The sequence below is a fragment of the Streptomyces sp. NPDC002403 genome (assembly GCF_053593015.1).
The window spans coordinates 53,468-77,475 of the sequence record NZ_JBSFBQ010000001.1 but is presented as its reverse complement, the minus strand read 5'-3'; the positions used below and the strand labels follow the sequence as shown (position 1 = coordinate 77,475).

Below are 24,008 nucleotides of genomic sequence, written 5' to 3'. Positions count from 1 at the left end.
CTCAGTACGACTTGGGGAGTCCCAGGGACTGGTGGGAGACGTAGTTCAGGATCATTTCCCGGCTGACGGGGGCGATCCGGGCGACGCGGGCCGCCGTGACCAGGGACGCGAGGCCGTACTCGCGGGTGAGGCCGTTGCCGCCGAGGGTGTGCACGGCCTGGTCGACGGCCTTGACGCAGGCTTCGCCGGCCGCGTACTTCGCCATGTTGGCGGCCTCGCCCGCGCCGATGTCGTCGCCGTCGTCGTAGAGCCGGGCGGCCTTCTGCATCATCAGCCGGGCCAGTTCCAGTTCGATGTGGGCCTGGGCGAGGGGGTGGGCGATGGCCTGGTGGGAGCCGATGGGTTCCTTCCACACCTGGCGGGTCTTCGCGTAGTCGACGGCGCGGGCGAGTGCGTAGCGGCCCATGCCGATGCCGAACGCGGCGGTCATGATGCGTTCGGGGTTGAGTCCGGCGAAGAGCTGGAGGAGTCCGGCGTCCTCGTCGCCCACCAGGGCGTCGGCGGGGAGCCGTACGTCGTCGAGGACCAGCTCGAACTGCTTCTCCGGGGCCTGGAGTTCCATGTCGATCTGCGAGCGGCCGAAGCCCGGGGCGTCGCGGGGGACGATGAAGAGGCAGGCCTTGAGCTTGCCGGTCCTGGCGTCCTCGGTGCGGCCGACGACGAGGGTGGCGTCGGCGATGTCGACGCCGGAGACGAAGACCTTGCGGCCGGTGAGCAGCCAGTCGTCGCCGTCCTTGCGGGCGGTGGTGGTGATGCGGTGGGAGTTGGATCCGGCGTCGGGTTCGGTGATGCCGAAGGCCATGGTGAGGCTGCCGTCGGCGAGGCCGGGGAGCCACTGCCGCTTCTGGGCTCCGGTGCCGAAGCGGGCGATGACGGTGCCGCAGATCGCCGGGGAGACCACCATCATGAGCAGCGGACTGCCCGCAGCTCCCAACTCCTCAAGAACTATGGAGAGTTCGGCCATGCCGCCGCCTCCGCCGCCGTACTCCTCGGGGAGGTTCACGCCGAGGTAGCCGAGCTTGGCGGCCTCGGTCCACAGTTCGCGCGGGTGGGCGCCGTCGCGGACGACGGAGGTCATGTAGTCGCGTCCGTAGCGCTTTCCGAGTGCGGCGACGGCGGCGCGCAGGGCCTGGTGCTCTTCGGTTTCGAGGACGGTGCTCATTGCTTCGGATCCTCCTGTACGTCTTGCACGACGGCGAGCAGGGCGCCGACCTCCACCTGGAGGCCGGGTGCGGCGTGGAGTGCGGTGAGGGTGCCGGAGGCGGGGGCGAGGATGCGGTGTTCCATCTTCATCGCCTCCAGCCAGATCAGGGGCTGTCCGGCCGTGACCGCCGCCCCGGCGGTGAGGCCGTCGGCGACGCGGACGACGGTGCCGGGCATGGGGGCGAGCAGCGAGCCGGGTTCGGTCCGGTCGGTGGGGTCGGTGAAGCGGGGCAGGGCGGTGAAGGTGTACGAGCCGGTGGCGGTGTCCACGTACGCCTTGTCGCCGTGGACGGCGATGTCGAAGTGGTGGGTGACGCCGCCGGTTTCGAGGGTGACGCGGCCGGGCCCGGCGGCGACGACGCGTTCTCCGGTCTCGGGGACGGGGCCGGTGCGGGTGGTGCGGTAGGCGGCCTCGTGTTCGGTGCCGTCGGGTTCGGCGCGGTAGCGCTTGGTCCGGGGCTGCGAGGAGATGTTGCGCCAGGCGCCGAGGCGGACGGTGCCCGGTCCGGGGCCGTGCTGCCGGGCGGCGGCGTCGGCGAGCGCGGCGGCCAGCGCGGCGAGGCGCGGCCCGGCCCCGGCCCCGTCCGGGGACGGGGACGGGGACGGGGCAGAGGCCGGGACCGGGGTCCGGGTGAGGGCGTCCAGGTGGCGGTCGTAGAAACCGGTGTCGAGGCGGGCGGCGAGGAAGTCGGGGTGGCGCAGGGATCGTACGAGCAGCTCGCGGTTGGTGACCGGGCCGTGGATGCGGGCGCGTTCCAGGGCGCGGGCGAGGAGGCGTACGGCTTCGGTGCGGGTGGGGGCGTGGGCGATGACCTTGGCGAGCATGGGGTCGTAGTGCACGCCGATGGTGTCGCCGCCGGTGTATCCGGTGTCCAGGCGCAGTCCGGGTTCCTCGGGCAGGTGGAGCGTGTGCAGTGCTCCGGTCTGCGGCTGCCAGTCGCGGGCGGGGTCCTCGGCGTAGAGGCGGGCCTCGACGGCGTGGCCGTGCGGTGCGGGGGGTGCGGCGGCGGGCAGCGGTTCGCCTTCGGCGACGCGGAGCTGGAGGGCGACGAGGTCGAGGCCGAAGACCGCTTCGGTGACCGGGTGTTCGACCTGGAGGCGGGTGTTCATCTCCAGGAAGTACGGGCGTCCGTCGGCGGCGAGGAGGAATTCGACGGTGCCCGCGCCCCGGTAGCCGACGGCCTGCGCGGCGGCCACGGCGGCGTCGTGCAGCCGGGTCCGCAGCGCGTCGTCGAGTCCGGGTGCGGGGGCCTCCTCGACGACCTTCTGGTGGCGTCGCTGGAGGGAGCAGTCGCGGGTGCCGAGCGCCCAGACCCCGCCGTGCCCGTCGGCCATGACCTGGACCTCGACGTGCCGGCCGCGTTCCACGTAGGGCTCGGCGAAGACCTCGCCGTCCCCGAACGCGGCGGCCGCCTCGGCCGTGGCCGCCGTCAGCTCCGCGGGCAGGTCGGCGAGTTCGCGGACGATCCGCATCCCGCGCCCGCCGCCGCCCGCCGCCGCCTTGAGCAGCAGCGGCAGGTCGTCGGCGGTGGCCCGTTCCGGGTCGACGGGGGCGAGCAGCGGCACCCCGGCGGCGGCCATCAGTTCCTTGGCGCGGGTCTTGGACGCCATCAGCTCGATGGCCTTGACCGGCGGGCCGACCCAGACGAGGCCGGCGTCCTGCACGGCGCGGGCGAATCCGGCGTTCTCGGAGAGGAAGCCGTAGCCGGGGTGGACGGCGTCGGCACCGGCCGCGAGCGCGGCGCGTACGACGAGGTCGCCGCGGAGATAGGTGTCGGCCGGAGCGGCGCCGGGCAGCCGTACGGCGGTGTCGGCCTCCCGTACGTGGAGCGCGCCGGCGTCGGCGTCGGAGTACACCGCGACGGTGGCGATGCCGAGCGCGCGGCAGGTGCGGAAGATCCGGCAGGCGATCTCGCCCCGGTTGGCGACGAGGAGGGTACTGATCATGATCGTCCTCACATACGGAAGATTCCGAAGCCGCCGCGGGCACCTTCGACCGGGGCGGTGTGGATCGCGGACAGGCACATCCCGAGGACGGTCCTGGTGTCGCGCGGGTCGATGACCCCGTCGTCGTACAGCCGCCCGGACAGGAACATCGGCAGCGACTCGGACTCGATCTGCTGCTCGACCATGGCGCGCAGTCCGGTGTCGGCCTCGTCGTCGTAGGGCTGCCCCTTGGCGGCGGCGGAGGCGCGGGCGACGATGGACAGCACCCCGGCGAGCTGCTGGGGGCCCATGACGGCGGACTTGCTGCCGGGCCAGGCGAAGAGGAAGCGCGGGTCGTACGCCCTGCCGCACATGCCGTAGTGCCCGGCGCCGTAGGAGGCGCCCATCAGCACGGACAGGTGCGGGACCTTCGAGTTGGACACCGCGTTGATCATCATCGCGCCGTGCTTGATGATGCCGCCCTGCTCGTACTCCCTGCCGACCATGTAGCCGGTGGTGTTGTGGAGGAAGAGCAGCGGGATGTCGCGCTGGTTGGCGAGCTGGATGAACTGGGCGGCCTTCTGCGACTCCTCGCTGAACAGCACGCCCTGCGCGTTGGCGAGGATGCCGACGGGGTAGCCGTGCAGCCGCGCCCAGCCGGTGACCAGGCTGGTCCCGTACAGCGGTTTGAACGCGTCGAAGTCGGAGCCGTCGACGAGCCGGGCGATGACCTCGCGGGGGTCGAAGGGCACCTTCAGATCGCCGGGCACGATGCCGATCAGCTCGTCCTGGTCGTACTTCGGCGGCTCGGCGGGGCCCGGATCGGCGTGTGCCTTGCGCCAGTTGAGGCGGGCGACGATCCGGCGGGCCTGGCGCAGCGCGTCCTGCTCGTCGACGGCGAAGTGGTCGGCGAGTCCGGAGGTGCGGGCGTGCATCTCGGCGCCGCCGAGCGATTCGTCGTCGCTCTCCTCGCCGGTCGCCATCTTCACCAGGGGCGGTCCGCCGAGGAAGACCTTGGACCGTTCCTTGATCATGACGGTGTGGTCGGACATGCCGGGGACGTACGCCCCGCCCGCGGTCGAGTTCCCGAAGACCACGGCGACGGTGGGGATGCCGGCGGCCGACAGCCGGGTGATGTCGCGGAACAGCGCCCCGCCGGGGATGAAGATCTCCTTCTGCGAGGGGAGGTCGGCGCCGCCCGACTCGACGAGGCTGACGCAGGGCAGCCGGTTGGCGAAGGCGATCTCGTTGGCCCGCAGGGCCTTCTTCAGGGTCCAGGGGTTGGAGGCGCCGCCGCGCACCGTCGGGTCGTTGGCGGTGATCAGGCACTCCACGCCCTCGATCACCCCGATCCCGGTGACGAGCGAGGCGCCGACCGCGTAATCACTGCCCCAGGCGGCGAGCGGCGACAGCTCCAGGAACGGGGTGTCCTCGTCGATCAGCAGCTCGATCCGCTCACGGGCCAGGAGCTTGCCGCGCGAGCGGTGCCGCGCCACGTACTTCTCCCCGCCGCCGGCCTGCGCCTTGGTGTGCTCGGCCGCCAGTTCGTCGAGTTTCGCGAGCATGGCCGTGCGGTTCGCGGCGTATTCGGGGCTCGCGGTGTCGAGCGCGGTGGGCAGGACGGTCATGCGTGCGCCTCCGGTGCGTGGACGGTCTCCAGCAGCGATACGGGTACGGGCAGGTGCCGGGAGCGCAGCCACTCCCCCACCGCCTTGGCCTGCGGGTCGAACCGGTGCTGGGCGGCGACGCCCTCGCCGAGCAGCCCGTGGACGGTGAAGTTCAGGGCGCGCAGGTTCGGCAGCAGATGACGTACGACGGTGAGAGCGGCGGTCTCCGGGAGCAGTTCCCGGAACCGTTCGACGGTCAGCTCGTGGGCCAGCCACCGCCAGGCCTCGTCGTCGACGGCCCACACACCCACGTTGGCGTCCCCGCCCTTGTCTCCGCTGCGGGCACCCGCGATCCGGCCGAGCGGGGCGGACCGGGTGGGGCCGGGGTCCGGCAGGGGGGCGGGCAGCGGCGGTTCCCCGGCGTCCCGGAGCGGCCTTGTCGTCGCGGGAGGCACCAGATCCAGTCGCCGCCCGTCGGGGAGCACGGCGATGTGCGGGACCTCGCCGGCCGGTACGTACCGCGCCTCGAACACCCCGTACGGTGCGCCCTTGCCGGGCGGGGCGGTGACGTGGAAGCCGGGGTAGCTGCCGAGCGCCAGCTCGATCGCGGCGCCGGAGACCGCGCGCCCGACGGTCTCCTGGTCCCGGTCGCGGACGACGAGCCGGAGCAGGGCGCTCGCGCTCTCCTCGGTGGCGGCATCGGCCCGGTCGGTCCGGGACAGCTCCCACCGCACCTCGTCGGGTTCGGCGCCGGAGCGGGCGAGCGCGTCGGCGAACTGTTCCCGCACCAGCTGGGCCTTGGCCTCGATGTCGAGACCGGTGAGCACGAAGACGACCTCGTTGCGCCAGCCGCCGAGCCGGTTGAGCCCGACCTTGAGGGTGGGTGGCGGGGCCTCGCCGCGCACCCCGGAGATCCTGACCCGGTCGGGTCCGTCCTGGGTCAGCCGTACGGTGTCGAGCCGGGCGGTGACGTCCGGCCCGGCGTACCGGGCGCCGCCGGTCTCGTACAGCAGCTGGGCGGTGACGGTGCCGATGTCGACGACGCCGCCGGTGCCGTCGTGCTTGGTGATGACGGACGAGCCGTCGGCGTGGATCTCGGCGACGGGGAAGCCGGGCCGGCGCAGGTCGTGGCCCCGGAAGAACGAGTAGTTGCCCCCGGTGGCCTGGGTTCCGCACTCCAGTACGTGTCCGGCGACGACGGCCCCGGCGAGCGCGTCCAGGTCGTCGGGCCCCCAGCCGAAGCGGGCGGCGGCGGGCCCGGTGACGAGGGCCGCGTCGGTGACCCGTCCGGTGACGACGACGTCCGCGCCCGCGTCGAGGCAGGCGGCGATCCCGGCGCCGCCGAGGTAGGCGTTGGCGGTGAGGAACCCCTCGGGCACGGGGAGGCTGTCGCCCTCGACGTGGGCGACGCGCACCGGGACGCCGACCTTCTGCGCCAGCTCCCTGACGGCGCCGGCCAGTCCGGCCGGGTTGAGGCCGCCCGCGTTGGCGACGATCTTCACCCCGCGCTCGTGGGCGAGCCCGAGGCCCTCCTCCAGCTGGCGCAGGAAGGTGGTGGCGTAGCCGCGCGCGGGGTCCTTGAGCCTGCTCCGGCCGAGGATGAGCATGGTCAGCTCGGCGAGGTAGTCCCCGGTGAGGATGTCGAGGGGCCCGCCGGTGAGCATGTCGCGTACGGCGTCGAAGCGGTCGCCGTAGAACCCGGAGGCGTTGCCGATCCGCAGTACGCCGGTCACGCGGTGTCCCCCCGGGGTGCCCGGCCCGGTCCGGCGGGCCCGGCGAAGGCCTGGGCGATGCCGAGCCACTGGTCGGCGTCGGGGCCGACCGCCCGGACGGCGAGGTCGTCACGGTGGGCGCGCTGGGTGACGAGCAGGCAGAAGTCGACGAGCGGCCCGGTGACCCGCTGCGGCGCGTCCGGCGGCCCGGAGGCGATCAACTCGCCGTCTGAGGCGTGCAGTTCGACCCGGAACTCCTCCTCGGGCGCCTTGATCCCCCGTACCAGATAGGCGTAGTCGCGGGCCCGCACCCCGATCCGGGCGATGTGCCGCAGCCGGGCGGTGGGGGTCCTGGTGACCCCGAGGGCGTCGGCGATGTCCTGGCCGTGCGCCCAGGTCTCCATGATCCGGGCGGTCGCCATGGACGCGACGCCCATCGGCGGCCCGTACCAGGGGATCCGGGTACCGGCCGGGGCCTCCCGCAGCACCGCCTCCAGCCGCTCCCGCCCGCCGCGCCACCGCGCGAGCAGCGCCGCCGGGGCGAGGGCGGCGGCGATCTCCTCGGCACCCCGGTCCACAAAGGACTCGGGCGCCTCCATGGCCCTGGCCACCTCCCCCGCGAAGGCGTCGGCATCGGTGGCGGCCAGCAGCGCGACCTCGTCGGTCCAGGCGAGGTGGGCGATCTGATGCGCGACGCTCCAGCCGGGCGCGGGCGTCGGCACGGACCACTGCTCCGCGCTCAACCCCCTCACCAGTGCGTCGAGTTCCTCGCTCTCGTCGCGCAGATCGTCGATCACGGCTGCGACTTGGGACACGGTGCGCTCCCCTCGGGGCGTGGCGGTGTGCCCAGGAGCATGGCAGCGGAGCAATAAACAATCAAGCATGCTTGCATTGTTTTTCGCCCGCGCACGCGCGGTGGACGCAGCGCGGTGCACCGGGTCTCGGCCGTGCGGCCCTCCGCCCAGATGGCCCGGAGCCGGGGCCCTGGAGGTGACGGTCCAGGTTCCTCCCGGACAACACGGCCGCACCCACGGCGACGACGAAGCAGACGCCGGCGACGATCATGGATTCCCCGGCGGAATCTCGCGTGACGGGCCGCCACGATCCCGTGCGCGGGGGCAGGCCGACAAGGGTCCGCCCCGGGGCGTCAGGCCCGTTCGCGGGGCCTCGCGCGCCGGGTCTGGCTGCGCACCGCACCCATGCTCGCCCCGATGACGAGCGCGATCGCCAGCGCGTCGGTGGTCGTCAGGGCCTGGTCGAGGATGAGGAAGCCGGCCGTGGCCGCGATCGCCGGTTCCAGGCTCATCAGGATCGCGAAGGTGGGCGCGGGCAGGCGGCGCAGCGCCATGAGTTCGAGGGTGTACGGAAGCACCGAGCTCAGCAGCGCCACCGCCGCGCCCAGCCCCACCGTGGACGGGACGATCAGCTTCGAGCCCGACTCCACGATGCCGAGGGGCAGCGAGAGGAGCGCGGCGACGACCATGGCCAGGGCCAGGCCGTCGGCCTGGGGGAAGCGGCGGCCGGTGCGGGCGCTGAAGACGATGTACGTCGCCCACATCGCGCCCGCGCCCAGGGCGTAGGCGGCGCCCACCGGATCGAGACGGTCGAAGCCTCCGCCGCCCAGCAGCACGACGCCGCCCAGCGCGAGCCCGGCCCAGACCACGTTGACCAGGCGGCGGGACGCGAACACCGAGAGGGCGAGCGGGCCCAGCACCTCCAGGGTGACGGCCGCGCCCAGCGGGATGCGGTCGGCGGCCTGGTAGAAGAGCGTGTTCATGCCGCCCATGGCCAGCCCGAAGGCGAGGACCGTGCCCCAGTCGGCGCGCGAGTGGCCGCGCACCTTCGGGCGGCAGACGACCAGCAGCACGAGCGCGGCCACGGCCAGGCGCAGGGTGACGACGCCGAGCGCGCCGGCCCGCGGCATCAGCAGCACCGCGACGGCGGAGCCGAACTGGACGGAGAGGCCGCCCGCGACCACCAGCGCGACCGGGGCGAGCGCCGCACCCCGGCCCCTGCGGCCCGCGGGACCCGCCGCCTCACCCAGGGCGGGGACCGCCTCGGGTACGGCGACGGCTGCGGCCCGCTCCATGGCCGCCGCGGCCCCTGTTGCACTGCGCTGGTCGTTCACCTGCGGTGTTCCTCCCGAATCCGATAGTTCAATTCAATGCACTGTTCGATCGAAGATACTGCACTCAACCGATGCGGTACGTCCTCTTACGGTAGGTACCTCCGCGTGCCACGTGAAATGTCGATCGCGCTCCGGTTATGCTCCCCGCGCATGAGCCTCGGACGTTCCGGACAAAGCGCTGGTCGCGGCATCGAAGTGCGGCATCTGCGCGCCTTCCTCGCCGTGGCCGACGAGGGCAACGTCACCCGCGCCGCGGCCCGCCTCCGCCTCACCCAGCCCGCGGTCTCCCGCACCCTCTCCGCCCTGGAGCGGCACCTCGGCGTCCGGCTCGTCGACCGGTCCACCCACCATCTCGCCCTCACCCCCGAGGGCGTCGTCTTCCGGGACAGGGCCGCCGCCGCGGTCGCCGCCTTCGACGAGGCACTGGACTCCGGCGGGCTGCGCCATTGGCCGCTGCGGCTCGGGCACGCCTGGTCGGCGTTCGGCCCGTACACCACACCGCTGCTGCGCCGCTGGCAGGAGCTGTATCCGCAGACCCCGCTCGAACTGCTGCGGATCGACGACCGCACCGCCGGTCTGACCCGCGGCGAGGTCGACGCCGCGCTGCTGCGGGGGCCCGTCGAGGCGCCCGGCCTGGTCACCGAGGTGCTGTTCGAGGAGGACCGGGTGGCGGCGGTGGCGGCGGACGGTCCGCTCGCGGACCGCGCGGCGCTCCGCCTCACCGACCTGACGGGCGAGACCGTCGTCCTCAACACCGTCTCGGGCACCACGACCGTCGACCTGTGGCCGCCGGACGCGCGGCCCACCGCGACCCTCACCGTCGCCAACACCGACGACTGGCTGGCCGCCATCGCGGCGGGGCGCGGCGTCGGGGTCTCCGCCGCCTCCACCGCCGGCATGCATCCGCACCCCGGGGTCGCCTACCGTCCGCTCGTCGACGCCCCGTCCGTACCCGTGCTGCTCGCCCGGCGGGATGTCCCGGGGCATCCGGCGCTGCCGAAGCTGGTCGCGCTCGCCCGCGAGATCGTGCGGAGAACCGAATGAGAGCGAGCCCGCGGCCGCCGGCTCGGCCCGCGCCGCCGCCCGCGCCGGTTCTGTGGGCCGTCGGTGGCAAAGCGGCCCGCGCCCGCTTGCGCCTGTGGCCGGGTTCCCGCACCGCGCTGAACAATCGCCTTGGCCAAGACGTACGGACGCGTCTCCGCGGACTGAGGGGAACCACCGAAATGGACAGAGCGGCACGTCCGGATCGCAGAACTCTGCTCGCCGGCGGATTCGTGGTCGCCACGGCCGCACTGGCGGGGTGCTCATCGACGAGCGCCACCCCGATGGCGGCCGGCACGTCGCCGGAAGCACGGCCGGCCACCCCCGCCGGGGCGCTCGCGAGACTGATGGACGGCAACAAGCGCTGGGTGAGCGGAGACCTTCGGCATCCCGACCGGGATCCGGACCGGCGCGAGTTCGTGGCCCAGAAGCAGGAACCCTTCGGATCGGTCCTCTCGTGCATCGACTCCCGGGTGCCGCCGGAACTCCTCTTCGACACCGGACTGGGCGACCTCTACGTGATGCGCACGGGAGGGGAGGCGGTCGGCCCGGTGGTCACGGGGTCGGTGGAGTACGGGCCGATGACGAGCGGCACTCCGCTCATCGTGGTCCTCGGGCATCAGCGCTGCGGCGCCGTCGCGGCGGCGTACGAGTCCATCCGTGACGGCAAGCCGTTGCCCGGCAACCTGGAGGCGATCGCCAAGGCCCTGCGGCCCGCGTACGAGCGGGCGGTTCGCGAGGGCGGTGCCGACCCGGTCGAGACCATGGCCCGCGCCCAGGTCGAACTGACCGCGGCCGGTCTGCGCTCCAACCGGGACCTGGCCCCACTCGTGGGAAAGGGCACTCTTGCCGTGGTCGGCGCCTACTACTTCCTCGATTCCGGCAAGGTGGAAGTCCTGGGCGGCGCACCTTCCTGACCCGACGGACGCCGGTGACGGCAGCGGCAAGCCGTGGGCGCTCGTCGCGGCCCGCCCGGGCGCCGAGGAGCCTGCGTACGCACCCGGTCGAACAGTGGCAGGTCAACGGCCCCGCCCCGCGCCGCTCGATCCGGACGGACCGGGAGGCCCGGCGGGCGGGGGCTCACCCTCCAGGCCCTCCGCCAGTACCTCCGCAAGGTGGCGGGCCCGTACGCCGCCCAGTTGTTCCAGCTGGGTCCGGCAGGAGAAGCCGTCCGCCAGGATGGCCGTGCCCGGTTCCGACGCCCTTACCGAGGGCAGCAGGCTCTCCTCCGCGCAGGCCGCCGACACGTCCCAGTGGCCGCGTTCGAAGCCGAAGTTTCCGGCCAGGCCGCAGCAGCCGCCGCTCAACTCACCGCTCAGCCCGGCCCGTTCGCGCAGCCGGCGTTCCGCCGCGTCGCCCAGGACCGCGTGCTGGTGGCAGTGGGTCTGGCCGGTGACCGGGCGGTTCAGGCGGGGTGGTCGCCAGTCGGGGGCGTACTCCTCCAGGTACTGGGCGAACGTCCGTACGGAAGCGGCGAGTTCGGCGGCCCTCGGGTCGTCGGGGAGGAGTTCGGGCAGATCCGTGCGGAGGGTCGCGGCGCAGCTCGGTTCGAGGACGACCAGCGGGGTGCCGAGCGTGCCGCCGAGCCGGTCCAGGGTGCGGCGCATGACCTTGCGGGCCTTGTCGAGCTGGCCCGTCGACACATAGGTCAGGCCGCAGCACAGCCCGCGCCCGGCGGGGATCGCGCGGCGGCCCGCCGCCTCCAGGACCCGTACCGCCGCCCCGCCCACCTCGGGCGAGAGGTGCTCGGTGAAGGTGTCGGGCCAGACCATGGCCACCTCGTCGTTCGAGAAGATGAACGTTCCCTTGCCCCAGCGCCGGTTCAGCCACCGGGTGAACGTCTCCCGCGCCAGGAGCGGAATCCCGCGCTCCGGCGCGATGCCCGCCAGCCGCTTGGCGAGGGCGGCGAGGAGGCGCACCCGGGCCAGGGCGTTGAGGGCGGGCGCGAACGGGGACGCCAGGCGCAGCCACACCGGCAGCCGGCCCATCGTGTAGTGGGCGGCCGGGCGCAGCCGTCGCCGGTAGTGGTGGTGCAGGAACTCGGCCTTGTACGTGGCCATGTCGACGCCCACCGGGCAGTCGCTCCGGCAGCCCTTGCAGGACAGGCAGAGGTCGAGCGCGTCCCGTACCTCCGTCGAGCGCCAGCCGTCCGTGATCACCCCGCCCGCGTCGCCCGCGAGCATCTCGTGCAGCAGCCGGGCCCGGCCGCGGGTGGAGTGGGCCTCCTCGCCGGTCGCCCGGAACGACGGGCACATCACGCCCGCGCCGGCCGGCTGTGCCGTACGGCATTTGGCGACGCCCACGCAGCGGCGCACCGCCGCCGAGAAGTCGCCGCCGTCGTGCGGATAGCCGAACGCGACGTCCACCGGGCGTTTCGGCAGCACTTCGAAGCGGAGGTTCTCGTCGAGCCGGGCGGGGCGGGCGAGGATGCCGGGGTTCATGCCGCCGTCCGGGTCCCAGATGTCCTTGAAGCGGGAGAAGAGGGCGACCAGTTCGTCCCCGTACATGCGCGGGAGCAGTTCGGCGCGGGCCTGGCCGTCGCCGTGTTCGCCGCTCAGTGATCCGCCGTGCGCGACGACCAGGCCGGCGAGGTCCTCGGAGAAGCGGCGGAAGCGGGCCACGCCCTGCGTGCTCAGCAGGTCGAAGTCGATCCGGACGTGGATGCAGCCGTCGCCGAAGTGCCCGTACGGAGTGCCGCGCAGCCCGTGTCCGGCGAGCAGGGCGCGGAAGTCGCGGAGGTAGGGGCCGAGACGGGCGGGCGGTACGGCGCAGTCCTCCCAGCCGGGCCAGGCCTCCGTGCCGTCCGGCATCCGCGTCGCGGTGCCCGCCGCGTCCTCGCGGATGCGCCACAGGGCCCGCTGCCCGGCCGGGTCGGTGACGACCGTGCCGTCCAGCGCGTCGGCCGCCCGCAGCACGCGCTCGGCGTGCGCCCGCGCCTCGGCCGGGGTGGCGCCGCCCGTCTCGACGAAGAGCCAGGCACCGCCGCGCGGCAGCCCGGCCGGCTCCCGTACGAGATCGGCGGCCATGCCCTCGACGGTGAGCGGGTGGTGCGGGAGCAGGCCGGGGGCGGCTTCGGCGGCCGTGGCCTCGTCGGCGTAGCCGAGTACCGCGAGGGCGCGGGCGGCCGGTGCCTCGACCAGTCGTACGGTCGCCTCCGTCACCACGCCGAGCGTGCCCTCGCTGCCGCAGAAGGCACGGGCGAGGTCGGTCCCGCGCTCGGGCAGGAGGGCGTCCAGCGCGTACCCGGAGATGCGGCGCGGAAGTTCGGGGAATCCGGTGCGGAGCAGGGCGAGGTGGGTGCGGATGAGTTCGGGGAGGCCGGTCAGTGCCTCGGGTGTTCCTCCCCGGTCCAGGCGCAGGGTGTCGCCGCCGTAGCGGGTCACGGTCAGGGCGTGCGTGTTGTCGGCGGTGGTGCCCCAGGCGACCGAGTGCGCGCCGCAGGAGTTGTTGCCGATCATGCCGCCCAGCGTGCAGCGGCTGTGCGTGGAGGGGTCGGGGCCGAAGGTGAGGCCGTGCGGTGCGGCGGCGGCGCGCAGCTCGTCCAGGACCACGCCCGGCTGGACGACGGCGGTACGGGAGCCGGGGTCCAGCTCGACGATCCCGCGCAGATGGCGGGTGGGATCGAGCACGACGCCGGTGCCGGTGGCCTGTCCCGCGATGGAGGTGCCGCCGCCGCGCGGCACCACGGGGACGCCGTGCGCGCGGCAGACCGCGAGGGCGGCGGCCACGTCGTCGGCGTCGCGCGGGAAGACGACGCCGAGCGGTACGCGGCGGTAGTTGGAGGCGTCCATCGTCGTCAACGCCCGTGCGGTGGTGCCGAAGTCGGCCTCCCCGCGGACCGCGGTGCGCAGGGCCTGTGCGAGTTCGGCGCGTTCCGTCGGATTCTGATGTGCGGCCATGACGCCCAGGATGCCGCTGATCGGGCCACTGGGCCGTCCCGCGCCGCCCGTTTCCCCTGAATACGTCAATACGTCGGAATACGTCGGACGCGTAGTCACATACGTAACAGAGAAGGCCACAAGATCTTCCCAAAGAGAGCGTCAATTCTCATATAGTGACCGAGACTTGCCTTGGAATTGTCAGCTCCAGTTGCCGCATTCAGTCTGGCGGTTCCAGTCTGTCCCGATCTGTACCGTTCGATCCGCCCAACCTGTCCCACCTGTCCGTTCCGTCCGTCCGCACCCGTCCGCCCCAAGGACTCCCATTGAGCCCCTCATCCCGGCCGACCGCAGTGGCCCTGCTGATATCGCTGGCCGTCACCGGATCCCTGTGCCTGTGGGCGGTCTCCGCCGCCCCCGATTCGGTACGGACCGAGCTCGCGTGGGGGGCGGGTGCCGCCGCCGTGGTGCTGTCCGCCGCCATGGCCGTCGCCGTCCAGGCCCGCGCCAACGCCGGCCGTCTGCGCGCCCGGCTCGCCTCGGAGACCCAGCGGTTCACCGGTGAGATCAGCCGCCTCGTGTCCGCCTCGGCGGCCGAGGGCCAGCGGTTCACCGCCGAGACCGCCCGGATCAAGTCCGCGGCGGCGGCCGAGACGGCACGCCTCAGGTCCGTGTCCGAGGCCGAGACGGCCCGTCTCACCGCGCATGCCGCCGCCGAGACCGAACGGCTCACCGCGGACATCGCGCGGCTCACCGCCCGCGCGACCCGCAGCGAGACCGAGCGCTCCGCCGCGGTCGCCGCCTGCGCCAACGCCGCGGGCCGGATGCAGGCCCTGGCCACCAGCATGCTCGCCGACCTGCGCGAGATGGAGCACCGGCACTCCGCCGAGGACGTGCTCGGCGATCTCCTCCACCTCGACCACCGCACCGCCCAGGCGGGCCGGCTCGCCGACTCCATCGCCGTGCTGACCGGCGCCCGCTCCGGGCGGCGCTGGGCGAAGCCGATCGTGATGGAGTCGATCCTGCGCGGCGCGATGGGCAGGATCAGCGGCTACCAGCGGGTGCGGCTCCACTCGACCAGCGATGTCGCGGTCGCCGGCCACGCCGCCGAGGGCGTCATGCACGCGCTCGCCGAACTCCTCGACAACGCCGCCAACTTCTCGCCGCCCACGGCGGAGGTCCATGTGTACGTCGAGGAGGTGCCGGCCGGCATCGTCCTGACCGTCGAGGACAGCGGCCTGGTCATGAGCGATGTGCAGCTGCGCCGCGCCGAGCGCGCGGTGTCGGCGACCGACCAGGACCTGACGGGGCTCTCCGGCACCCGGCTCGGCCTGGCCGTCGTCGGCCGGCTGGCCCGCAAGCACGGTCTGACCGTCTCGTTCCGGCCGTCCGCGCGCGGCGGCACGGGCGCCCTGATGATGCTCCCGCAGGAGCTCCTCACCCGGACCCCCGTAGCGGCCCCGGAGACGGTGTCCCGGCCGGTCCCCGAGCCGGAGCCCGCGCACGGCACCGCCCCGGCGGAGACGGGGACGGCAACGGCGGCGGCGGCCGGAACGGCGGCTCCCGCGGCGTCCGACGCCCGGCACCCGCAGCACGCGCCGGCCCCCGCCGAGCCCGCCGAACCCGCTGCCCCCGCCGTGGACTCCCCCGCGTCCGAGACCACCGGCAGCCTCCCCCGGTTCGGCGAGAGCGGGCTGCCCAAGCGTCCCCGCGGCCGTACCCTCGCCGCCGCCGAGGCCCGCGCCAACACCCACGGCGACGGCGACACGGCCCCCCGGCCCCGCACCTCCGACCCCAAGGAACAGGCAGCCCGCTTCAGCAGCTTCCGCCAGGCTGTCCGGCCCAATACCCCGCACCCGGAAGAAGGCAACACCCGATGACCGCCACCACCGACGAGAAGCTCAACTGGCTGCTGGAGGGGCTCCTGGAGCGCACCCCCGGCACCCGTCACGCCCTCGTCCTGTCCAGGGACGGCCTCAAGCTGTGCCGCACCCCTGAGCTCTCCGTCGACCAGGCCGACCAGCTGGCCGCGATCTCGGCCGGCATCCAGAGCCTGTCCCACGGCGCCTCCGTCGAGTTCGGCGACGGCACCGGCGGCGTACGGTCCGCGATGGCCGAGTTCTACGGCGGTGTGCTGTTCATCGTCGAGGCCGGCGCGGGCGCCCATCTCGCGGTCGTCGCCTCCGAGGACTCCGACGTCGGCCTCATCGGCCACAACATGAGCGAGCTCGTCGAGCAGCTCGGCGAGCACCTCAGCGCCCCGCCGCGCTCCTCCTCGGCCTCCGACGTCGGCGCCGCCGACGCGAACGCGGCCGTATGACCCGCCCCCGCCGTCCCGGCCGGGACGACGATCCGGACCGGCTGTACACCCTCACCGGGGGCCGCAGCCGGTCCGACTCGGACGCGTTCGACCTGGTGACGCTGGTGGTCTCCGAGTGCGAGCCGACTCCCGGCATGCAGTCGGAGCACGCCACGATCCTGCGGATGTGCCAACTGCCCACCGCGGTCGTGGAGATCTCGGCGGCGCTCGGGCTGCCCGTCAGCATCGTCCGGATCATGCTGTCCGACCTGCTGGACACCGGACGGATCAGCGCCCGCCACCCCCGTACTGCCCGTGTCGCGGACCGGCTCCCCGACCCCGAGATCCTGGAACAGGTGCTCGTTGGACTCCGCAACCTCTGACCGTGCCGCCCTGCGGGCGACGGCCGACAACGGACTGAAGATCGTCGTCGTCGGCGGCTTCGGCGTCGGCAAGACGACCATGGTCCGCTCCGTCAGCGAGATCCGTCCGCTGAACACGGAAGAGACCATGACCCGCGCGGGCGAGGCCGTCGACCACCTCGACGGCGTGCAGTCGAAGACCTCCACGACCGTCGCGTTCGACTTCGGCCGGATCTCGCTCGACGAGCGCTCCGTGCTGTACCTCTTCGGTGCCCCCGGCCAGGAACGCTTCTGGTTCCTGTGGGACCGGCTGTTCTCCGGCACGCTCGGCGCCGTCGTGCTCGTCGACACCCGCAGGCTCGCCGACTCCTGGTACGCGATCGACCGGCTGGAGCACCACGGCACGCCGTTCATCGTGGCCTGCAACGACTTCGGCGGCCCGCTCCACACCGAACAGCAGATACGCGAGGCGCTCGCCCTCTCGGACGACGTGCCCCTGGTGGAGTGCGACGCCCGTGACCGTTCGTCCAGCAAGTACGTACTGATCACGCTGGTCGAGTACCTCCACACCCTCTCGCAGGGCGGGGCTGCCGCCCGGTCCGCCGCCGCCCGTCCGGAGATCGCGCCGGAGAAGACCCCGGAGCCCACCCCGTGACCCAGCCCCCGGCGCCACCCGCAGGATGCCCCGTCTCCCAGGGCCGCGAGCCGCTCTCCGGCCCCCGGTTCCAGACCGAGCCGACCCGGCTCTACCGGGAGATGCGCCGCGACCACGGGGCCGTGGCGCCGGTCGTGCTCGACGGCGACATCCCCGCCTGGCTCGTGCTCGGCTACCGCGAACTGCACCAGGTCACCGGTGACCCGGTGCTGTTCAGCCGCGACTCCGACCTGTGGAACCAGTGGGACCGCATCCCCGACGACTGGCCGCTGCTGCCGATGATCGGCCGCAAGCAGCCGTCGATCCTGTACACGGTCGGCCCCCGGCACACCGAGCGCGCCGCGATGATCAGCAACGCGCTGGAGGCCGTCGACCCGTTCTCGCTGAAGCGGTACGCGGAGGAGTTCGCCGACGGTCTCATCGACCGGTTCTGCGCCACCGGCGGCACCGAGATCATCGCCGAGTACGCGATGCTGCTGCCCGCCCTCGTCCTGGCGAAGATCTACGGCTTCAGCGACACCGTCGGCCACGCGCTCGTCGGCTCGCTCAACGACATGATCGACGGCCGGGAGCGGGCGCTGGCCGGCCAGCAGCACCTCGCCTCGTCCATGTTCCAGCTGCTGGCCGACAAGCACGCCGAGCCCGGCGACGACGTCGCCTCGCGGATGATCGCCGACCGCGGCAACTTCACCGACGAGGAGGTCGCCCAGGACCTGATGGTCATGATGGCCGCGGGCCACCAGCCGACCGCCGACTGGATCGGCAACTCGCTGCGGCTGATGCTCACCGACGACCGGTTCGCCGCCTCCCTCTCGGGCGGCCGGCACAGCGTCGCCGAGGCCATGAACGAGGTCCTGTGGGAGGACACCCCGACGCAGAACGTCGCGGGACGCTGGGCCTCGCGCGACACCCGGCTGGGCGGCCGCCACATCCAGGCGGGCGACCTGCTGCTGCTGGGCATCGCCGCCGCCAACTACGACCCTCAGGTCCGCACCGACGGCTCCACCCTGACCGGCGGCAACAACGCCTTCCTCTCCTTCGGGCACGGCGAGCACCGCTGCCCGTTCCCGGCCCAGGAGACCGCCGAGGTCATCGCCCGTACCGGCATCGAGGTACTGCTCGACCGGCTCCCGGACATCGACCTCGCCGTCCCCGCCGAACAGCTCACCCGGCGCCCGTCCCCGTGGCTGCGGGGCCTGACCGGCCTGCCGTTGACCTTCACGCCCACCCTCGCGCTGGGACCCACCGCGGAAACCGCCACCGGAGGCCAGAGATGACCCGGATCGCGCTCGACCCCTTCGTCACCGACCTCGACGGCGAGAGCGCCCGGCTGCGTGCCGCGGGCCCGCTCGCCGAGGTGGAACTGCCGGGCGGGGTGCACTGCTACGCGGTCACCCACCACGCCGAGGCGCGGCAACTGCTCACCGACAGCCGGATCGTGAAGGACATCGACGTCTGGAACGCCTGGCAGCGCGGCGAGATACCGATGGACTGGCCGCTGATCGGCCTCGCCAACCCGGGCCGCTCCATGCTCACGGTCGACGGCGCCGACCACCGCCGGCTGCGCACCCTGGTCGCGCAGGCGCTGACGGTGAAGCGGGTGGAGCGGCTGCGGGCCGGCATCGAGGCGCTGACCACGGCGAGCCTGGACCGGCTGGCCGCGCTGCCGAAGGGCGAGCGGGTCGACCTGAAGGCGGAGTTCGCCTACCCGCTGCCGATGAACGTGATCAGCGAGCTGATGGGCGTGGACAGCGCCGATCACCCGCGGCTGAAGGAGCTGTTCGAGAAGTTCTTCTCGACGCAGACGCCGCCCCAGGAGGTCCCGCAGATGATGGCGGACCTCGGCGAGCTCTTCACGAAGATCGTCGACGGCAAGCGGGAGAACCCGGGCGACGACCTCACCAGCGCCCTGATCGCGGCCTCCGAGAACGGTGACCAGCTCACCGACGAGGAGATCGTCAACACCCTCCAGCTGATCATCGCGGCCGGTCACGAGACCACGATCAGCCTGATCGTGAACGCGGTCGTCGCACTCCAGACCCACCCCGAGCAGCGCGAGCAGGTGCTCGGCGGTCAGGTGCCGTGGGAGAACGTGATCGAGGAGACCCTGCGCTGGAACACCCCCACGTCGCACGTCCTGATCCGGTTCGCCACCGAGGACATCGAGGTCGGCGACAAGGTCCTGCCCAAGGGCGAGGCGCTGATCGTCTCCTTCGGCGCGCTCGGCCGCGACGAGGCGCAGCACGGTCCGACGGCCGGTGACTTCGACATCACCCGCTCCCCCAACCGCCACATCGCGTTCGGCCACGGCCCGCACGTCTGTCCGGGTGCGGCGCTCTCCCGGCTGGAGGCGGGCGTGGCGCTGCCGGCGCTGTACGAGCGGTTCCCGGAGCTGGAGCTCGCCGTGCCCGCGTCCGAGCTGCGGAACAAGCCGATCGTCACCCAGAACGACCTGCACGAGCTGCCGGTGGATCTGGGCTGACCGGCACTCCCCGTACGCCGTCCACGGACCGGCGCGGGTGTCTCATCCGACGGACACGGTGCTCGGCCGTGTCCGGGAGGCACTACGCTCCGGTTCGTGGCCGATATCCAGATTCCCGCTGACATCAAGCCCGCCGACGGACGCTTCGGCGCCGGTCCTTCCAAGGTGCGGACGGAGGCGCTCGACGCGCTCGCCGCCACCGGCACGTCTCTTCTCGGTACGTCCCACCGCCAGGCCCCGGTCAAGAACCTGGTCGGCGCGGTGCGTCAGGGCGTGCGCGACCTCTTCTCCCTCCCCGAGGGCTACGAGGTGATCCTGGGCAACGGCGGCTCCACCGCCTTCTGGGACATCGCGACGCACGGACTCATCGAGACGAAGTCCCAGCACCTCAACTTCGGCGAGTTCTCGTCGAAGTTCGCGAAGGCCGCCAAGCTCGCCCCGTGGCTGGCCGACCCGACCGTGATCGCCTCCGACCCGGGCACCCACCCGGACCCGCGGGCCGAGGCGGGCGTCGACGTGTACGCCTTCACGCACAACGAGACCTCGACCGGTGTCGCCGCTCCGGTGAAGCGCGTCGCGGGCGCCGACGAGGGCTCCCTGGTCCTGGTGGACGCCACCTCCGGCGCGGGCGGCCTGCCGGTCGACATCACCGAGTCGGACGTCTACTACTTCGCCCCGCAGAAGTCCTTCGCCTCCGACGGCGGCCTGTGGATCGGTGTCTTCTCCCCGGCGGCCCTGGAGCGCGCCGCGCGCGTCCACGCCTCCGGCCGGCACATCCCGGAGTTCTTCTCGCTGCCCACGGCGATCGACAACTCCCTGAAGAACCAGACGTACAACACCCCGGCCCTGGCCACGCTGTTCCTCCTGAACGAGCAGCTGACCTGGATGAACACCCAGGGCGGCCTGGACTTCACCACCGGCCGCACGGCCGCCTCGGCGCAGAACCTGTACGGCTGGGCCGAGGAGTCGAAGTACGCGACCCCGTTCGTCACCGACCCGGCGAAGCGCTCGCAGGTCATCGGCACGATCGACTTCGCGGACGAGATCGACGCCGCCGCCGTCGCCAAGGCCCTGCGCGCCAACGGCATCGTCGACACCGAGCCGTACCGCAAGCTGGGCCGCAACCAGCTGCGCGTGGCGATGTTCCCGGCGATCGACCCGTCGGACGTCCAGGCGCTGACCGCCTGCATCGACTACGTGATCGAGAAGCTGTAACGCCTACCCGTACGAGGAAGGGCTCCGCGCCGTCTGCGCGGGGCCCTTCGTCGTTCACTCGGTCGGGTGGCGGAACGGCTTCCGGACTTTGACGACCGGATCGGCCTACGATGATGACCTCGACATCACCCCTTCAGGAGGCCCGCAATGTCTGCAGCAGCAGTCGAGCACCCCTGTGACGGTGAGCCGGAATCGCTGCTCACAACGGCCAACAGGCTCGCGGAGCAGAACCCGGGTTGCCGTGTCGAGATCATCGGAGGCGTCATCACCGTGGCCCCATCCCCGGACGCTCCGCACGCCCGGGTGTTGAACAAAATCACGCGCCCGTTCGTCGCAGCCGGTCTCGACGACGGCGAGACGGAGGTCTTCCAGGGAATCGGCGTGTGGCTCCCCAGCGGCCCTGCGGACTTCGCCATCCCCGACCTGTCGATCGTCGACGCCGATCTCGACAAGCATCTGGTCGAGAACAACTGCTACGACCCCGCCGTCTTCCGCCTCGTCCTGGAGGTCACCTCCAGCAACTACCGGAGCGACCTGCGCAACAAGGTGGTCACCTACGCCGAGGCCAAGATCCCGGTGTATGTGATCGTCGACCGCAAGCACGGCCGGTTGCACGTCCTGACCGAGCCCGTGGGCGGGGGTTACGACAATCACGAGGTGTACGCCCCCGGGCAGACGGTCACTCTGCCCGATTCGATCGGCGCTCCGGTGCCCCTTGATGTCGCCGAGCTGATTCAGGCCGGCCGTCCCCGCGCCTGATCACCCGGCCGCCGCCACCAGCACCTCCCGCAGCCGGGCTATACCCGGGGCCCACTCCTTGTCCCCCGCGTCGTCCCACAGCTCGCGCAGCTCCGAATTCTCGCCCAGCACCGCGTCGAGCGCCTTCACCGCGAGGGGGCGCAGGTCCGTCGCGAGGACGGGCACGGCATGGTCGGGGCCGTACGCGGTGGTCACCGGCTCACCGCCCGGACACTGGGAGGCGACCAGTGCCGCCGCCGCGACGGCGGGAGCGCCCTCGTCGCTGTCCAGGTAGTCCGCCTCGATCGCGACGGTCAACGCGTCACGGATCACCGCTTCCCGCCCCGCCTCCGGTGCGTCGTCGATCTTCCCGGAGAAGTCCGCGGCGCTGTCGTTGTCGAAATGGCCGGTGTCCCAGGTGCCCATGAGGTGCCCTTCCCAAGTGCTGTGCTGACGTGGGCCACTCTCGCACCGACCACTGACAACGGCGGTGCGCTGCCAGCGCCGTTCGCCGTCGCACCACTTCTCCGTCGGCACCAGTCCCGCCGCACCGGCCACGGCTGCGGAGGCGTCGTGGTCCGGATGGATGTGGGCGAGGACGGTACGCACCGCCCCCGGTCCCGCCCCCACCCCCAGCAGGTGCGCCACCAGCCCCGCAGCGGCCTCCTTCGCGTACCCGCGCCCCTGCCACCGTGTCCCGACCACCCAGGCGATCTCCGCCTCCGCACCCGGCACGTCCACCGTCGCCTGGACGTATCCGGCCAGCCGCCCCTCGTCGCGCACCCGCAGCACCCAGTTCCACCACCGCACCCCGGGGTCCGGAGAGCCGGCGGTCTGGCGTCGGTAGCGGGCCCGCAGCCCGTCTGCGGTCTCCGGGGCACCCCCGGTGTAGGTGTGCAGGGCCGGGTCGCCGAGCACCGCCGCCATCTCGTCCGCGTACGCGACCCGCAGCGGCAGCGCGTCCAGCCGCGCGGTGCCGAACGGCCCGGGATCAAGGTTCATTCCCTCAGTTTCCCTTACGGCGTCGCCCCATGAAGACCAGGAAGCCGATGCCGGCGAGCACGAGCACCCCGGTCAGGGTCGTCCCCTTCACGTCCCCGGTGCCCTCGCCCCCCGCCCCGGCGGACGAGGCCGACGCGTCGCCGCCCCGGGACGGCGACGTGGAGCCGCCCCCGTCGCGGCCTTCCACGTCCACCCGTTCCACGTCGCTCCGCTCCCCCTCCGAGCCGAACATCAGCGCCGAGCCGTCCGCCGTGTACGTCACGGACTCCGCCTGCCGCTGGAGCGGGGCCCGGACCGCGTGGTCGGCGCCGAGCCTGCCGTTCTCGAAGACGTAGCCCCGGGCGCTGAAGTACGAGCGCAGCACCAGCTCCTTGCCGTCCGGGGAGAACGCCCCGTCCGTCACCCACGGCACCTCGCCCACCCGCCGGAAGACGTTGGTGGCCCCGGTGGTCAGCTTCGCGGGGCCCTCGTACAGCCCGCCGCCGTCCTCGTTCTTCGACGCGATGTAGACGCGCCCGGTCTTCGGGTGGACCATCAGCGCCTCGGCGTTGCGCGGGCCGTCCGCGTACTTCACGTCGAACTGGGTGGCCCGGACCGTCGCGTCCTTCAGCTCCTTCGGCTCCGGGAAGCGGTAGATCCAGACGTGGTCCCAGCTGCCGTTCAGGTTGTCGCCGATGTCACCGACGTACAGATCGCCGTCGGGTCCGAGGGAGATGGCCTCCACGTCGCGGGGCTCGCCCACCCCCTTCATGGTGATGGTCGCGACGGTCTTCCCGGTCCGGGAGTCGACGGCGTAGACGTACGGCCCGTCGTCGCTGTCGTTGTGCGTCCAGTAGATGCCGGGGTGGGCGCGGCTCGCGGCGAGGCCGCTGGACTCGGTGATCCGGGGGTCCTCGATCGTGAAGCTCCGGTCGGCTCCGTCGTCGGCCACGGCCGGAGCCGCACCGGTGGACAGGAGGAGCAGCGCGGCGGCTCCGGACACAGTCAGGTACGAACGCATGGCACAAGTGTCCATCGTCACGTCGCAGGCGGCAGGAGTGATCCGCGATGATGACGCCATGCGGTTCACGTTTGTCGGCGATTCCATGACCATCGGCTGCGCCGGCGACTTCACCTGGCGCTACCGGATGTGGCAGCACCTCACCTCCACCCTCGGTACGCCGTTCGCGATCGTCGGGCCGCGCAGCTCGCTGTACGACACGGTGGCGGGCGCCCCGGTCAGCCACGCGTACGGCGCGCCGGACTTCCCCGCCGGGGCCCGCACCCACCTGGCCGGCTGGGGCGAGGGCTGGCTGCACATGGCCCCGGTGATCGCCGGCACGGTGGCCGGGCACCGCACGGACGTCCTGCTCGTCTCGCTCGGCCTGATAGACCTCGGGTTCTACACGGACAGCGACCGGACCGCCCTGAACGCACGGGCGTTCATCACGGCGGCGCGCACCGCGAACCCGCACGTCAAGATGGTCCTCATGCCCGTGATACCGAACATCCGGGCCGAGTCGGACGCCCCGTTCGCCGCCGAGTGCGACCGTTTCAACGAACTCCTGGCGAAGGCCGTCGCCGACCTGGACGACCCGATGTCCCCGGTCCTGCTGGCCTCCCGCCCTCCGGGATACGACATCCACGAGGACACGTACGACGGAACGCATCCCGGCCCCACCGGCGAGCACGCGCTGGCGGGCGCGTTCGCCGACGCGATGCATCAGGCGTGGGGGCTGGGCGGCCCGTACACGCCCCGTCCATGAGCGGACACGGAAGGA

20 protein-coding genes and 1 pseudogene are annotated in these 24,008 nt (G+C 72.7%); 11 read left to right on the top strand and 10 right to left on the bottom strand.

Annotated elements, in window-relative coordinates:
• Window position 1: 1 nt before the first annotated feature.
• The 6 genes from ACWCPY_RS00350 to ACWCPY_RS00325 all read right to left on the bottom strand — a co-directional run bounded on the left by ACWCPY_RS00350 (window position 2) and on the right by ACWCPY_RS00325 (window position 8,576).
• Window positions 2–1,162, bottom strand: a complete 1,161-nt coding sequence (locus tag ACWCPY_RS00350) for an acyl-CoA dehydrogenase family protein (RefSeq protein ID WP_451262085.1) — start codon at window positions 1,160–1,162, stop codon at window positions 2–4.
• The gene (locus ACWCPY_RS00345) at window positions 1,159–3,150 is read right to left on the bottom strand and encodes an ATP-binding protein (protein WP_451262084.1); all 1,992 of its coding nucleotides are present in this window, start codon (window positions 3,148–3,150) and stop codon (window positions 1,159–1,161) included. The genes ACWCPY_RS00350 and ACWCPY_RS00345 overlap by 4 nt, the downstream gene beginning before the upstream one ends.
• Window positions 3,151–3,158: 8 nt before the next feature.
• The gene (locus ACWCPY_RS00340; protein ID WP_451262083.1) at window positions 3,159–4,757 is read right to left on the bottom strand and encodes an acyl-CoA carboxylase subunit beta; all 1,599 of its coding nucleotides are present in this window, start codon (window positions 4,755–4,757) and stop codon (window positions 3,159–3,161) included.
• Entirely contained in the window at window positions 4,754–6,469 is a 1,716-nt protein-coding gene (locus ACWCPY_RS00335) for an acyclic terpene utilization AtuA family protein (RefSeq protein WP_451262082.1), read from the bottom strand. The genes ACWCPY_RS00340 and ACWCPY_RS00335 overlap by 4 nt, the downstream gene beginning before the upstream one ends.
• Window positions 6,466–7,263 carry a TIGR03084 family metal-binding protein gene (locus ACWCPY_RS00330; RefSeq protein ID WP_451262081.1) on the bottom strand — a complete coding sequence of 266 codons (798 nt, stop codon included), beginning with the start codon at window positions 7,261–7,263 and terminating at the stop codon, window positions 6,466–6,468. Before ACWCPY_RS00330 ends, ACWCPY_RS00335 begins: the two co-directional genes overlap by 4 nt.
• A 332-nt stretch (window positions 7,264–7,595) precedes the next feature.
• Window positions 7,596–8,576 (bottom strand): EamA family transporter, encoded by a 981-nt coding sequence (locus ACWCPY_RS00325; RefSeq protein WP_451262080.1) that lies wholly within the window; start codon window positions 8,574–8,576, stop codon window positions 7,596–7,598.
• Window positions 8,577–8,726: 150 nt separating this feature from the next.
• On the opposite strand from ACWCPY_RS00325, the gene ACWCPY_RS00320 reads away from it, so the two are divergent.
• Window positions 8,727–9,620, top strand: a complete 894-nt coding sequence (locus tag ACWCPY_RS00320; protein WP_451262079.1) for a LysR family transcriptional regulator — start codon at window positions 8,727–8,729, stop codon at window positions 9,618–9,620.
• A 179-nt stretch (window positions 9,621–9,799) separates the two neighbouring features.
• A complete protein-coding gene (locus ACWCPY_RS00315) occupies window positions 9,800–10,534 on the top strand; it encodes a carbonic anhydrase (RefSeq protein WP_451262078.1) in 735 nt (244 codons plus the stop codon).
• 102 nt (window positions 10,535–10,636) lie between these two features.
• Here the strand turns inward: ACWCPY_RS00315 and ACWCPY_RS00310 are convergent, their stop codons facing one another.
• Window positions 10,637–13,516 (bottom strand): FAD-binding and (Fe-S)-binding domain-containing protein, encoded by a 2,880-nt coding sequence (locus ACWCPY_RS00310; RefSeq protein ID WP_451262077.1) that lies wholly within the window; start codon window positions 13,514–13,516, stop codon window positions 10,637–10,639.
• Between the two features lie 305 nt (window positions 13,517–13,821).
• Between ACWCPY_RS00310 and ACWCPY_RS00305 the strand changes: the two genes are divergently transcribed.
• The 8 genes from ACWCPY_RS00305 (at window position 13,822) to ACWCPY_RS00270 (ending at window position 21,267) form a co-directional block, all read left to right on the top strand.
• Window positions 13,822–15,375, top strand: a complete 1,554-nt coding sequence (locus ACWCPY_RS00305; protein WP_451262076.1) for a sensor histidine kinase — start codon at window positions 13,822–13,824, stop codon at window positions 15,373–15,375.
• Window positions 15,372–15,815 carry a roadblock/LC7 domain-containing protein gene (locus tag ACWCPY_RS00300; RefSeq protein ID WP_093540384.1) on the top strand — a complete coding sequence of 148 codons (444 nt, stop codon included), beginning with the start codon at window positions 15,372–15,374 and terminating at the stop codon, window positions 15,813–15,815. The genes ACWCPY_RS00305 and ACWCPY_RS00300 overlap by 4 nt, the downstream gene beginning before the upstream one ends.
• On the top strand, window positions 15,812–16,177 hold the full coding sequence (locus tag ACWCPY_RS00295; RefSeq protein WP_451262075.1) for a DUF742 domain-containing protein: 366 nt from the start codon (window positions 15,812–15,814) through the stop codon (window positions 16,175–16,177). Before ACWCPY_RS00300 ends, ACWCPY_RS00295 begins: the two co-directional genes overlap by 4 nt.
• Window positions 16,158–16,811 (top strand): GTP-binding protein, encoded by a 654-nt coding sequence (locus tag ACWCPY_RS00290; protein ID WP_266415878.1) that lies wholly within the window; start codon window positions 16,158–16,160, stop codon window positions 16,809–16,811. The genes ACWCPY_RS00295 and ACWCPY_RS00290 overlap by 20 nt, the downstream gene beginning before the upstream one ends.
• Entirely contained in the window at window positions 16,808–18,088 is a 1,281-nt protein-coding gene (locus tag ACWCPY_RS00285) for a cytochrome P450 (RefSeq protein ID WP_451262074.1), read from the top strand. The genes ACWCPY_RS00290 and ACWCPY_RS00285 overlap by 4 nt, the downstream gene beginning before the upstream one ends.
• On the top strand, window positions 18,085–19,293 hold the full coding sequence (locus tag ACWCPY_RS00280; RefSeq protein WP_451262073.1) for a cytochrome P450 family protein: 1,209 nt from the start codon (window positions 18,085–18,087) through the stop codon (window positions 19,291–19,293). Before ACWCPY_RS00285 ends, ACWCPY_RS00280 begins: the two co-directional genes overlap by 4 nt.
• Window positions 19,294–19,389: 96 nt before the next feature.
• A complete protein-coding gene (serC, locus tag ACWCPY_RS00275; protein WP_351261792.1) occupies window positions 19,390–20,508 on the top strand; it encodes a phosphoserine transaminase in 1,119 nt (372 codons plus the stop codon).
• Between the two features lie 147 nt (window positions 20,509–20,655).
• Window positions 20,656–21,267, top strand: a complete 612-nt coding sequence (locus ACWCPY_RS00270; RefSeq protein ID WP_451262072.1) for a Uma2 family endonuclease — start codon at window positions 20,656–20,658, stop codon at window positions 21,265–21,267.
• Here ACWCPY_RS00270 and ACWCPY_RS00265 read toward each other — a convergent pair whose 3' ends face one another.
• From ACWCPY_RS00265 to ACWCPY_RS00255, 3 genes and pseudogenes are all read right to left on the bottom strand, one after another.
• On the bottom strand, window positions 21,268–21,672 hold the full coding sequence (locus ACWCPY_RS00265) for a DUF4259 domain-containing protein (RefSeq protein ID WP_451262388.1): 405 nt from the start codon (window positions 21,670–21,672) through the stop codon (window positions 21,268–21,270). It abuts the gene before it with no gap.
• Between the two features lie 66 nt (window positions 21,673–21,738).
• Window positions 21,739–22,248 (bottom strand): annotated as a pseudogene (locus ACWCPY_RS00260) (GNAT family N-acetyltransferase); the annotation flags it as partial.
• 4 nt (window positions 22,249–22,252) lie between these two features.
• Complete coding sequence (locus ACWCPY_RS00255; RefSeq protein WP_451262071.1) at window positions 22,253–23,248, bottom strand: WD40 repeat domain-containing protein; 996 nt, start codon at window positions 23,246–23,248, stop codon at window positions 22,253–22,255.
• A gap of 58 nt (window positions 23,249–23,306) precedes the next feature.
• Between ACWCPY_RS00255 and ACWCPY_RS00250 the strand changes: the two genes are divergently transcribed.
• Window positions 23,307–23,993 carry a GDSL-type esterase/lipase family protein gene (locus ACWCPY_RS00250; RefSeq protein WP_451262070.1) on the top strand — a complete coding sequence of 229 codons (687 nt, stop codon included), beginning with the start codon at window positions 23,307–23,309 and terminating at the stop codon, window positions 23,991–23,993.
• The last annotated feature ends 15 nt before the right edge of the window (window positions 23,994–24,008 follow it).

Bases quoted from the DNA above. Each gene is read 5' to 3' on its own strand.
- ACWCPY_RS00350 (WP_451262085.1), bottom strand. From the start codon at position 1,162: ATGAGCACCGTCCTCGAAACCGAAGAGCACCAGGCCCTGCGCGCCGCC.
- ACWCPY_RS00345 (WP_451262084.1), bottom strand. From the start codon at position 3,150: ATGATCAGTACCCTCCTCGTCGCCAACCGGGGCGAGATCGCCTGCCGG.
- ACWCPY_RS00340 (WP_451262083.1), bottom strand. From the start codon at position 4,757: ATGACCGTCCTGCCCACCGCGCTCGACACCGCGAGCCCCGAATACGCC.
- ACWCPY_RS00320 (WP_451262079.1), top strand. From the start codon at position 8,727: ATGAGCCTCGGACGTTCCGGACAAAGCGCTGGTCGCGGCATCGAAGTG.
- ACWCPY_RS00315 (WP_451262078.1), top strand. From the start codon at position 9,800: ATGGACAGAGCGGCACGTCCGGATCGCAGAACTCTGCTCGCCGGCGGA.
- ACWCPY_RS00310 (WP_451262077.1), bottom strand. From the start codon at position 13,516: ATGGCCGCACATCAGAATCCGACGGAACGCGCCGAACTCGCACAGGCC.
- ACWCPY_RS00300 (WP_093540384.1), top strand. From the start codon at position 15,372: ATGACCGCCACCACCGACGAGAAGCTCAACTGGCTGCTGGAGGGGCTC.
- ACWCPY_RS00295 (WP_451262075.1), top strand. From the start codon at position 15,812: ATGACCCGCCCCCGCCGTCCCGGCCGGGACGACGATCCGGACCGGCTG.
- ACWCPY_RS00280 (WP_451262073.1), top strand. From the start codon at position 18,085: ATGACCCGGATCGCGCTCGACCCCTTCGTCACCGACCTCGACGGCGAG.
- ACWCPY_RS00270 (WP_451262072.1), top strand. From the start codon at position 20,656: ATGTCTGCAGCAGCAGTCGAGCACCCCTGTGACGGTGAGCCGGAATCG.
- ACWCPY_RS00265 (WP_451262388.1), bottom strand. From the start codon at position 21,672: ATGGGCACCTGGGACACCGGCCATTTCGACAACGACAGCGCCGCGGAC.
- ACWCPY_RS00255 (WP_451262071.1), bottom strand. From the start codon at position 23,248: ATGCGTTCGTACCTGACTGTGTCCGGAGCCGCCGCGCTGCTCCTCCTG.
- ACWCPY_RS00250 (WP_451262070.1), top strand. From the start codon at position 23,307: ATGCGGTTCACGTTTGTCGGCGATTCCATGACCATCGGCTGCGCCGGC.